Raw genomic sequence first — 10,185 nt, 5'->3', positions numbered from 1 at the left:
CCGCACGCACCCGCACCTCACGGGGATACTTCGACGGACGTGCCATAACTCCATCCTCCAACTAATGAAGTCTCCAGACACCCCGGGGCGGTTCAAAATGCGCGCCTGCGGGCTGGTTGGGTGTGCGGAAGTCGACCGTGGTGGAGAAATGCGCGCCTGCGGGCTGGTTGGGCGTGCGGAAGTCGACCGCGGTCGAGAAACGTGCACTTGCGGGTCGGGTTGGTGCGCGGAAGTCGCCACAAGTAGAGAAATGCGCGCGTCCGGGTCGGGTTGGTGCGCGGAAGTCGCCACAGGTAGAGAAATGCGCGCGTCCAGGCCAGTTCGGTGCGCGGAAGTCGCCACAGGTGGAGAAATGCGCGCGTCCGGGCCGGTTGGTGCGCGGAAGTCGCCACAGGTAGAGAAATGCGCGCGTCCGGGTCGGGTTGGTGCGCGGAAGTCGCCACAGGTAGAGAAATGCGCGCGTCCGGGTCGGGTTGGTGCGCGGAAGTCGCCACAGGTAGAGAAATGAACAGGGGCCGGGCCCGAGGGGATGAGGGACGCGGAGCGCGCCCGGGTGGATCAGGAGAGGATGCGCGGTCAGGGGTCGAGGGGGTCGACCTTGGGGACGACGGCTCCGAGGTCGGCGTGGACGGTCAGCACGCGGCGGAGCAGTTCGATGCTCTCGACGGAGAGCGAGGAGCCGTCCAGGGCGGCGCCGGTGATCACGTCGTCGATCATGGCCTTCGGGTCGTGGTGTACCAGCACCGCCTCGTAGCGATCGGCCTGGCCGATGGCGGTGAGCACGGCGAGGATCGTCGCCTCGCGGGCGCCTAGCCGGAAGAAGTCCTCGCCGGGGGCGCGGTTCAGGTCGCGGGCCGGGGTGACGTCGGGGCCGGGGTCGACGACGTGCCGGTCCAGGCCGCGGACGACGGCGACCGGACGGCCGGTCAGTTTCTCCTTGGCCAGGTCGGCGGCCGCGGCGAGCTCGTCGGCGATCGCCACCGCGGTCACCTTGAGGTCGTTGCCGTACGGGTCGGTCCGGCCGGCGTAGGAGTCGACCACCCGCACCCCGGCCGCCCCGATCGCGAGGTCGGTCTGGCCGATCCGCCAGGCCCGGCCGGAGGTGTCGGAGATGATCACGCCGAGTCGGCGGCCGGTCCGGGCGGTGAGCTCGGCGCGCAGCCGCTCGGCGCTCAGATCCGGGTCGAGCGGCAGCAGCAGCACCGTGCCCGGGTCGACGTTCGAGTTGTCCACTCCGGCCGCGGCCATGGTCAGCCCGCCGCGGGTGTGCACGATCCGGGACTCGCCGCGCCGGGCCACGGTGCCGACCGACTCGGCAGTGATCGCCGCCTGCCGGTCGTCGGCCCGGACGGTGCGTCCCTCGGCCTTGCTGACGATCTTGGACGTGACGACCACGATGTCCCCGTCGGCCAGCGGGCCGGAATCGTCGGCCGCGACGGCGGCGATGATCGACTCGGCCAGCTCGGTGCCGGGGACGATCTCGCCGATCCCGGCCGGGGCGAAGATCGTGATCATGCCGCACCGACCTCGGCCGCGGCCTTCCTGACGAACCGGGCGGTGGCCGCCGGCTCACTCATGATCAGATTGGTGGTGATCACGCCCAGGCCACCGTCGCGGACCCGGTCGGTCGAGCTCGCGTCGGCGTCGTCCATCACCCAGAGATCGAGCACCCCGTCCGCGCCGCGGGCGCCGTAGTGCAGGCCGACCGCGGCGGCACTGACCTCGACCCCGATCATCGGCAGCAGCCGGTGCGCCATGCCCAGCACCGGGGCGCCGTCGAGGATGCCGGCGAACCCGATCACCGGCGCCCGCCCGGAGCGGATCGCCGCGGCGATCCCCGGCACGGCCAGGATCGGGCCGATCGACACCACCGGATTGCTCGGCGCGATCAAGATCAGATCGGCCGCTGCCAGCGCGGCCAGGACGCCCTCGGCCGGGCCGGCCTCGTCCAACCCGACCCGGACCATGTCCAAGGCCTCCGGCTCGGCGTGCAGCCGGACCCAGTATTCCTGGAAGTGCACGGCCCGTCGGCCCGACGGCGATTCCGGGTCGGTGATCACGATGTGGGTCTCGACCCGATCGTCGGACATCGGCAGCAGTCGCAGCCCGGGATCGTCGGCGAGCCAGCGGCTGCACAGCGCCGCGGTGACCTGGGACAGCGGATAGCCGGCCTCGAGCAGCTGGGTGCGGACCAGATGGGTGGCCAGGTCAAGGTCACCGAGACCGAACCAGGACGGCTCGACGCCGTAGCGGGCCAGCTCGTCCTTGATCCGCCAGGATTCCTCGGCTCGGCCCCAGCCGCGAGCAGCGTCGTTGCCGCCGCCGAGCGTGTACATCATCGTGTCCAGGTCCGGGCAGACCCGGAGCCCGTGCAGCGTGATGTCGTCGGCGGTGTTGACGATCACCGACAGTCCCGCGTCGGGATAGGCGTGCCGGACCCCGGCCGTGAACTTGGACCCGCCGACCCCGCCGGCCAGGACTGCGATCTCCACCGGATCAGTCTGGGGCACGGCGATCCGTCCGGCCAACCCGGGTGCGGAACTGCCCGGATGCCCGTTCCCGCTTCGGATTCGGCGGGTTGCACCGATTCGGTGGCGGAGGTCGGTGCGGGAGCCGCTAAGGTACGGGACCAACACGGCGACGGCCCCGATCGGGAGCCGCGGCCGGGCGCGGGGGCCACAGCGATCGGGATCTCCGGCCCGGAGATCCTCAGGCGAAGTAGGGAGACCATGCTCGACGAGCTGAAGCGGTTTCGAGAACTGGTGGTGTTCATCCTGCTCGGTGCCGCGGCGGTGCGCGCGTTGGCGCAACTGCTCGGGGTGTTCTTCTTCGACGTCGGTGACGGCATCGACATCTTCTACGGCGCGGCCGTGATCGGGACCAGCACGATCGACCCGCTGCTGTCGGTGCTGCTGGTCGTGGGCGTCGCCTGGTGCGCGCAGGACCGGACCCAGAATGCCCGCCTGCTGACCTTGATCTCCATGATCGTGCTCGGCGTGGGGATCCTGTTCGGATTCCTCTACACCATTCTCGGGCTGGTCGGTCCGGCCCACAGCAGCAAGGTGCTCGGCTTCCTCACCGACCTGACCACCCTGGTGATCCCGGGCCTGCTGGTGCTCGTCCTGTGGCGGGTCTTCCAGACCCTGCCGGCGCCCGCACCGCGGCCGATGGCCGCACTGCCGCCCGGCCCGCAGGGTTACCAGCAGGGCTATCCGCAGCAGGGCGTCCCGCAGCACGGCGGGTACGGCCCCGGTCCGCAGGGACCACAGGGTCCGCAGGGACCACAGAGCCAGCCAGGGCCGCAGGCTCAGCAGCAGGGTTGGGGCGGCGGCTGGTCCCCGCAGCAGCCGCCGAGCGCCCAGCCGTCGGCGCCGCAGTCGGCCCCCCCGCCCGCGCCGCCGCCACCGCAGGCGGCCGGCCCCGGCGGGGCCTGGCAGCCGCAGCACTCGCCGAACCAGCCGTACTCGCCGACCCAGCCCGCTCACCCCGGACAGCATGATCAACACGGGCAGCATGATCAACACGGGTCCCCGTCGGGCTGGTCGCAGCCCGGCCAGACCCCGGCCTCCTCCGCCGCGAGCGGCTACGAGCACACCGGGCCGATCGGGCAACCGGGCCCGAGCGGCCAGCAGGATCCCGGCGGATCACCGGCCCAGCAGCCGCCCGGGTCGGCCCCGAGCGCGTACGAGCACACCGGCCCGGTCGGCCAGCCCGGCGCCGTCGGCTATCCGCCGGCGGGCCAGCAGCCCCGCGGCTACGAGCCCACTGCCCCGATCGGGTATCCGGGCCAGCAGCACCAGGACCGGTCCGACCAGGACCCCGGTCAGCAACACCAGGACCAGTCGAGCCCCTATCAACAGTCGAGCCCGGACCACCAGTCGAGCCCGTACCAACCGGGCGCCAACCAACCGGGGCCGGCGCAACCGCCGGCCCAGCCGGGGGAGCAACCGAGCGGATCCGACTCGCGCCAGGCGCAACCGAACTGGTGGGATCGGCCGAACTGATCGGGGGCACCGGGGGTCATCGTGGCATGCCCTCCCGGTGTGCTACGGACGGTGCATTATCAGGTCAGCACTTGACTTCTCGGTATTGACAGGCATGTAATTTCACATATGTTGTTCGCCGATGGGAAACTCCCCATCCCCGTCGTCGCACAACACCTGATCGTCTCCTATCGGCTTCGCGAGCCGGAGGGATGCGGGCATCGGGCGAAAACAGGATTCGGGTCGAGGAGGCGCAGCTGATGCACGAAGAGGCAGAGTTCGACGAGTTCGGCACCCTGAGTTGGCAGGAACGCTCACTGTGTGCCCAGACCGATCCCGAGGCGTTCTTCCCGGAGAAGGGCGGTTCGACGCGGGAGGCCAAGAAGGTCTGCCTGTCCTGCGAGGTGCGTACCGAATGCTTGGAGTACGCGCTGTCCAACGACGAGCGGTTCGGCATCTGGGGCGGTCTGAGCGAGCGGGAACGCCGGAAGTTGAAGAAGCGGGCCGTCTGATCCCCTCCGGGCCGGGCTCGGGGGACGGCACGTCCGAGCGCGCTCGGATGGAGTGTCGGCACAAGGTCGCATAGAGTGTGGGGCGCCCATCAGGGCGCCCTTGTTTGTTCGCCGCGACGACGCCCGGCCCCGCCGAGTGCCGTTCCGGTGGACAATCAGGGATCGGAGATCACCCTCCACCCGACCCGTCCGACGGCCGGCGAGGAACCGGCCGGATCGGTTGCTCGTTGGATCAGCGGGTCCGTGGAGAAGACGACTTGCAAAGGTTCCAGCAATCCCTATGGCCAGAGATATCGTGCCCGACGATGCTCTCGAACCTCGGCGCAGTCTCGGCCCCCCGCCGGCGGCGTACGACCTCGACCCGCTGATCGACACGGCCCAGCTGTCCGCGATCACCATCGGCGATGACGGCGAGGTCGATCCCTGGGCCTGGGCCCGGGAAGAGGACGACTACAGCCGCCCGGTCGACGTCTCGCGCTGCGAGGTCACCGCGGTGCTGGTCACGTTCGACGCCGAGCGCTGGCTGGCCGCGACGCTGACCGGCCTGTCCCATCTGACGGTCCGGCCGACCCGGCTGATCGCGATCGACAACGGCTCCTCCGACGCCACCCTCGACCTGCTGCACGACGCGATGACCCGCGGCATCCTCGACGCGGTCTACCAGGGCAAACCCGGCACCGGTTACGGCGACGCGGTGCGGACGGCGCTGGCCGAAGACTCGGCCGCCATCAACGAGGCCGCCGAGACCCGGCTGTTCTACGTCCGTGAAGAGGACGAGCGGGAGAACTGGTACTGGCTGCTGCACGACGACGCGGTGCCGGCGCCGGACGCGCTCTACCAACTGCTGGCGCACGTCGTGACCGAGCCCGGGATCGACATCACCGGGCCGAAGCTGCTGCTGCCGAAGCGGCGGCAGGCGACCCGGCGGCTGAGCGAGGTCGGCGTCTCCATCTCCGGCACCGGCCGGCGCGAGCTCGGCCTCGACCCGGGTGAGATCGACCAGGGTCAGCACGACGAACCGCGGCCCCGGCTCGGCGTCTCCGGCTGCGGCATGCTGGTCCGGGCCGACGCCTGGTCCGAGCTCGGCGGCCTGGACGCCGCGGTGCCGGTCTTCCGGGACGGCGTCGAGTTCGGCTGGCGGGCCCACCTGCAGGGCTATCGCGTCGTCACCACCCCGGCCGCGGAGATGGTGCACCGTCAGGTCGGCCGGGCCGGGCTGCGCCGCCGCGGCATCGCCGGCCGCCGGCCGGGCAAGACCGACCGTCTGCTCGGCATGCTGGTCGTCACCGCGCACGCTCCGGGGCAACAGGTGATCTGGACCTGGATCAGGCTCGCCTGGAGCTGCATCCTGCGCGCCATCGGCTACCTGATCGGCAAGGCTCCCAGCCGTTCCCTGGATGAGCTCCTGGCCCTCGGCTCGTTCGTCGTCCACCCCGGCCGGATCCGGCGGATGCGGCAGCGGGTCGCCGCGATCGACCCGGTCTCCGGCGCCGGCGACATCGTCCGCGAGCTCCGGCCACCCTGGTGGAGCAGCTTCCGGCTCGCCGGCGAAGCGCTCAGCGGCGCCGTCGCCGACCGCTACCAGTCCGTCGCCGGCGCCAGCGAGGAAGCGCTGCTGGACGACCTCACCGCGGACGACTTCGTCAGCACCGGCCGGGACGAGAAGTCGCACAGCCCCTGGCTGGCGCCGATCGTGATCACCCTGGCGGTCACCCTGATCGGCAGCATCATCGCCGCCCGGGACCTGCTCCGGCTCGGCTCCCTCTCGGCGCCGGCCCTGTTGCCGGCCCCGGAGTCCCTGGCCGCGGCCTGGGCCGCCGCGATCGATCCGATCATCGGCGCCGCCAGCCAGTCCAGCCCGCCGTGGCTGGCGCTGGTCGCGCTCGGCTCGACGATCACCCTCGGCCAGCCGGAATGGTTCGTCACGCTGCTGCTCTGCGGCGTGGTGCCGATCTGCCTGCTGACCTGCTTCTTCTCGGTCCGGCCGATGATCGGCGACCGTCGGCTGCGGATCTGGGTCGCCGGGACGTACGCGGTGCTGCCGGTGCTGCTCGGCGGCACCAATCAGGGCCGGCTCGGGCTGGCCGTGATCGCGGCCGTGCTGCCGCTGCTGCTGCTCGCGGTCCGGGCGCTGGTGCTGCGCCGGCCGCGCAACCCGGAAGCCTGGCGCGGCGGCTGGGGGGCCGGGCTGGTGTTGGTCGTGCTGGTCTCGTTCGAGCCGTCGCTGCTGCTGTTCGCGATCATCGTCGGCGCCGCCGGTGCGATCGTGCTGCGCCGGGTGCCGCGCAAGGCCGGCCGGATCCTGATCGCGCTCGGCGTCCCGCTGGTCGTGCTGGCGCCCTGGTGGCCTAGCCTGATCACCAGCTGGGGCCGGGTGCTGGTCGGCCCGGACGCCGCGCTGACCGGAGTGGGCGACGCGAGCCGGGTCTGGGAGTTGCTGATCGGCCGGCCGGCCGGTGCCGGGCTGCCGCCGTTGTGGCTGAGCGCCCTGGTGTTCGGCCTGATCTGGCTGCTCGCCGTGGTGGCGATCGGTCGCCGGCCGCGTTCGTACACGGTCATCTCGGCGTGGTCCACCGGTGGGCTGGCGCTGGCGATGGCGATCATCGTCTCCCGGCTGGTGGTCAACCTGCCGCCGATCGGCGACCAGGCGCGGCCCTGGTCGGGGGTATATCTGCTGCTCGGGTTCGCCGCGCTGCTGCTCGCGGCCGGGGTCGGTCTGGACGGGTGGGCCGGCGAGCTCGGCGACCGCAGCTTCTCCTGGATCCAGCCGGCGTCGGTGCTGGCCGGGGTCCTGATCGGCGCGGTGACCGTCACCGCCGGCGTGTGGTGGATGGTCGGCGGGGCGACCGGTCCGATCAGCCGACAACCGTTGAACGCGTTACCGCCGTACGTGCAGAACGCGATGTCCTCCGCCTCCCAGGTCCGGGTGCTGGCGATCGACGCCGGCGGCGAGGACCTGCGCTACTCGGTGGTGGACGAGGATCAGACCCGGCTCGGTGATGCCGACCGCGGCTATGCCCTGGCCGGCTCGGCCGATGCCCGGAATCAGGCCACCGATCTGGTGATGCGGCTGGTGGCCGGCACCGGCGACGCCGACGTGGCGCCGGAGCTCGGCCGGCTCGGTGTCGGCTACGTCTGGGTCACCGGGGCCGACGAAGCCGAGCTCGCGCTGATCGCCAACACCCCGGGCCTCGGTGCGGCCAGCGGAAACTTCCGCGGCACCGTCTGGCAGGTGGAGCCGCCGGTGAGCCGCGCGGTGATCGTCGACGGGAAGACCCGGACTCCGGTGCCGCCGGGCGCCACCACCATCGAACCGGGTGGGCCGGACCGGCGACTGGAGATCGGCGAACCCTCCGACTGGCGTTGGCGGGCCACCCTGGACGGCGTCCCGCTGGCCCCGGTCGACGGCGGCTGGCAACAGGCCTTCCTGCTGCCCGAGCGCGGCGGCCGGCTGGAATATCAACTGCCGACCGCGACCTGGCTGCTCGCCCTGCAGGGCCTGGCGCTGGCCGTCGCGGCGATCCTGGCCGCCCCGGCGATCCGCCGGCCCGAGGTGCGCGATCCGGCGAAGTCGGCCCGGCGCGCCGCGGCCGGGGCGGGGGAGGTCTGATGTCGAACGACAACGAGGGCTGGCGTCCGGTGGCCGAACCCCGTACCCCCCAGCGGGGCACCCGGGCGCGCGGTGCGGGTCCGCGCGGTGCGGGATCGCAGGGGGGCGGACTGAGCGAGGCCGGAATGCGCGGCGCGGGCGTGCTGGCCGTCGTCGCGGGCATCGCGGTGCTGCTCGGTGTCGGGACGCTGCTGCGTCCCGCGGTCGCCGACTCGCCGCCGGCCCAGGATCCGGTGATCGGCCGGACCAACGTCGTCTGCCCGGCGCCGCCGGGCGGTGGCGAGGCCCGTTCGATGGTGCAGGCGGTGGCCAATCACCAGGCCGAGGACCGGCCGGGCCAACTCACCGCGACCCCGGTCGGCAGCGACAAGGACGCCTTCCAGGTCACCGAGGCCGGCAAGGGGATCATCCGGTCGGCGCCGAAGTCGACCCTGATCGTCACCGGCGAGCGCGGGCTGGCGACCGCCAGCAACGCGGCCACGCTGACCAACGGCAGTGGCGGCGCCAATGCCGGCCTGCTCGGCGCGACCTGCAGCAAGCCCGGTAACAGCCACCTCTTCGTCGGCATCGGGGCCCGGGCGGCCTGGCGTACCGAACTGGTGATCACCAATCCCGACGACACCCCGGCCCAGGTCGACCTGCGGTTCCTCGGTGCCGAGGGCCAGGTCCCGGTGCCGGGCGGTCCGGGCATCGAGGTGGCCGGCCGGCAGTCCCGGGTGGTCGGCGTCGATTCCCTGATCGATGTGGACGGTCCGCTGACCGTCGAGGTGGTTGCCTCGCGCGGCCGGGTCGCCGCCATGGCGCGCGACTACCGGACCAAGGGCGACGATCCGCGCGGCGCCGACTGGCATCCGGCCTCGGCGGCGCCGGGCACCGAGGTGATCATCCCCGGGGTCCCGGACGGAGCGGGCGCGCGGCAGCTGGCCGTCGTCAATCCGGGCCGGACGGCTGCCACGGTGCAGATCGCCGCGCTGGGCCAGCAGGGCGAGTTCGTCCCGGCCGGCGGTGATCAGGTCGACGTGCCGCCGGAGAGTACGGCGCTGGTCGATCTCGGCCCGGGCCTGGTCGAGCAGGCCGCGGCGATCAAGCTGACCAGCGAGCAGCCGGTCACCGGATCCCTCCGGTCCGACGCCCCGAGCGAGGACGCCGGCGGCGACAAGGTGGTGCCCGACTTCGCCGTCCAGGCCGCCGCGGCACCGCTGCGGCAGGTCGGCGTGCTGCCGTTCATCGGCGAGTCGGGGCTGGAGAGCCAGCTGGTGCTGAGCCACGTCGGCGCCGACCCGGTCGAGGTCACCGTCGAGGTGATCAGCCTGGCCGGGGTCGAGGTCCGTTCCGAGAAGATCAGCATCGCGGCGTCGAGCACGGTCAGCCGGTCGATCTCCTCACCGCTGCCCGCCTATCTGGTGGTCCGGACCCCCGACAATGCCGGTGTCTACGCCGGGCTGGTGCAGCGCGCCACCGGCAACTCCGACGTCGCCGGGATCACCTCCTTCGCCGTGTCGTCGCCGGACGTCGCGGACCGGATCAGGCCGGCCAGCTACGACCCGTGGTCGGCCCGCTGAGCGTCGTGCGCCGGCGGACCGGCCGGCGGACGTAGGGTTGATCATTGTGTCCAGCCGTCGGGATCGGCATCAGCGTGGCCTGCGTGGCCCGCTGGCCCTGCCGAACAACTTCAGTCGCCACCCGGCGAGACCGTTCCGGTCGCCGAACAAGGCCGACTTCTTCGCCGACGCCGTCGACGAGGCGGTCGAACGGATCGGCCGGAACTGCCCGGACGCGTTGGTCGGGATCACCTTCGGGATCGAGGACGTACCGTATCTGGAGCGGGCCTGGACCGGCTCCGAGGTGCCCCTCGCCGCGGCCGTCTCCGGTGACGCCGACCGGCTCAGCCAGGTCGTCGTCTACCGCCGCCCGCTGGAACACCGGGCCGCCACCCGCCAGGGCCTACGGATCCTGGTCTACCGCACCGTGGTCGAACAACTCGCCGCCCTGACCGGCCGCAGCGTCGACGAGCTGGACCCCGAAGGCGACACCGACTACGACGACTAACCCCAACCCAACCCCGACTTGTCAGAACCAG

Annotated in this window: 7 protein-coding genes; 5 read left to right on the top strand and 2 right to left on the bottom strand. The window is 72.1% G+C overall.

Annotation, left to right across the window (positions count from 1 at the left end):
* Positions 1 to 576: 576 nt before the first annotated feature.
* Together cofE and cofD are read right to left on the bottom strand one after the other, a co-directional pair.
* Positions 577 to 1,515 (bottom strand): coenzyme F420-0:L-glutamate ligase, encoded by a 939-nt coding sequence (cofE, locus tag FNH24_RS16865; RefSeq protein WP_152363373.1) that lies wholly within the window; start codon positions 1,513 to 1,515, stop codon positions 577 to 579.
* Positions 1,512 to 2,492 carry a 2-phospho-L-lactate transferase gene (cofD, locus tag FNH24_RS16860; protein WP_152363372.1) on the bottom strand — a complete coding sequence of 327 codons (981 nt, stop codon included), beginning with the start codon at positions 2,490 to 2,492 and terminating at the stop codon, positions 1,512 to 1,514. Before cofD ends, cofE begins: the two co-directional genes overlap by 4 nt.
* Before the next feature lie 237 nt (positions 2,493 to 2,729).
* Between cofD and FNH24_RS16855 the strand changes: the two genes are divergently transcribed.
* The 5 genes from FNH24_RS16855 (at position 2,730) to FNH24_RS16835 (ending at position 10,154) form a co-directional block, all read left to right on the top strand.
* Entirely contained in the window at positions 2,730 to 4,004 is a 1,275-nt protein-coding gene (locus tag FNH24_RS16855; protein WP_152363371.1) for a hypothetical protein, read from the top strand.
* Between the two features lie 239 nt (positions 4,005 to 4,243).
* Positions 4,244 to 4,495 carry a WhiB family transcriptional regulator gene (locus FNH24_RS16850; RefSeq protein WP_152363370.1) on the top strand — a complete coding sequence of 84 codons (252 nt, stop codon included), beginning with the start codon at positions 4,244 to 4,246 and terminating at the stop codon, positions 4,493 to 4,495.
* A gap of 280 nt (positions 4,496 to 4,775) precedes the next feature.
* Entirely contained in the window at positions 4,776 to 8,105 is a 3,330-nt protein-coding gene (locus tag FNH24_RS16845; RefSeq protein ID WP_152363369.1) for a glycosyltransferase, read from the top strand.
* Positions 8,105 to 9,667 carry a DUF5719 family protein gene (locus tag FNH24_RS32265; RefSeq protein WP_152363368.1) on the top strand — a complete coding sequence of 521 codons (1,563 nt, stop codon included), beginning with the start codon at positions 8,105 to 8,107 and terminating at the stop codon, positions 9,665 to 9,667. Before FNH24_RS16845 ends, FNH24_RS32265 begins: the two co-directional genes overlap by 1 nt.
* Before the next feature lie 46 nt (positions 9,668 to 9,713).
* Positions 9,714 to 10,154 carry a metallopeptidase family protein gene (locus FNH24_RS16835; protein ID WP_152363367.1) on the top strand — a complete coding sequence of 147 codons (441 nt, stop codon included), beginning with the start codon at positions 9,714 to 9,716 and terminating at the stop codon, positions 10,152 to 10,154.
* Positions 10,155 to 10,185 lie beyond the last annotated feature (31 nt).

This window comes from Microlunatus speluncae, assembly GCF_009299835.1.
In the GTDB taxonomy this organism is placed as follows: Bacteria; Actinomycetota; Actinomycetes; order Propionibacteriales; family Propionibacteriaceae; genus Microlunatus; species Microlunatus speluncae.
This window is presented reverse-complemented; position numbering and strand designations above follow the sequence as displayed.

Bases quoted from the DNA above. Each gene is read 5' to 3' on its own strand.
- cofE (WP_152363373.1), bottom strand. From the start codon at position 1,515: ATGATCACGATCTTCGCCCCGGCCGGGATCGGCGAGATCGTCCCCGGC.
- FNH24_RS16855 (WP_152363371.1), top strand. From the start codon at position 2,730: ATGCTCGACGAGCTGAAGCGGTTTCGAGAACTGGTGGTGTTCATCCTG.
- FNH24_RS16850 (WP_152363370.1), top strand. From the start codon at position 4,244: ATGCACGAAGAGGCAGAGTTCGACGAGTTCGGCACCCTGAGTTGGCAG.
- FNH24_RS16845 (WP_152363369.1), top strand. From the start codon at position 4,776: ATGGCCAGAGATATCGTGCCCGACGATGCTCTCGAACCTCGGCGCAGT.
- FNH24_RS32265 (WP_152363368.1), top strand. From the start codon at position 8,105: ATGTCGAACGACAACGAGGGCTGGCGTCCGGTGGCCGAACCCCGTACC.